Source organism: Actinospica acidithermotolerans (genome assembly GCF_018139625.1).
Lineage (GTDB): Bacteria > Actinomycetota > Actinomycetes > Streptomycetales > Catenulisporaceae > Actinospica > Actinospica acidithermotolerans.
This window is the reverse complement of the sequence record NZ_JAGSOH010000318.1, coordinates 1-633: the sequence shown is the minus strand read 5'-3', so window position 1 is coordinate 633 and position 633 is coordinate 1. Positions and strand designations below refer to the sequence as shown.

Annotated in this window: 1 protein-coding gene; it reads left to right on the top strand. The window is 75.7% G+C overall.

The window, feature by feature from the left end:
• Positions 1-633 (top strand): FUSC family membrane protein (locus KDK95_RS34890; protein ID WP_212522629.1); only part of this gene is annotated, 633 nt, incomplete at both ends.

Below are 633 nucleotides of genomic sequence, written 5' to 3'. Positions count from 1 at the left end.
AGTGCCGCCGAGCCCAGGTGGCCCGCGCTCAGCTACCTGGCCCGCTTCGAATGGGCCGCCGCCGCCCGCCCCCGCGACCTGCGCCGCAACGCCCTCGCCAAGCGGCGCGGACTCGCCATCGCTGGGGGAGTGGTGCTGCCCCTGCTGATCGGCGTCTTCACCCGCCAGACCGCCGACGGCGTATTCGCCGCCCTCGGCGCCCTGCTCGCCGGGCTCGCCTCCTTCCAGGGCGTCACCCGCACCCGCCTGTCCGCGGTCGCAGTGGCCGGAGTCGGCACCGCCGTCTCCACCTTCGCCGGCGCCACCGTCGCTCACGCGCAGCCCTGGGCACTGATCCCGGTGATCGCCGTATGGGGGTACATAGCCGGACTCACCGTCAGCCTCGGCCAGCGCCGCGCAGCAGTCGCCGCTCTCTGGCCGGCGGCCCTGCTCATCGCCATCGGCACCCCACAGGACCCGGCCCACGCCGCCGTACGCGCAGGCCTCGTCCTCGCCGGCGCCGCGCTTCAGGCCGTGGTCGTGACCCTGTCCTGGGCCGCCCGCCGCGGAGCCCACGAGCGCGCCGCCCTGGCCACCTCGTACCGCGACCTGGCCGCATATGCCAACCGCATCGCCCTCGGCCACGCTCAAGCC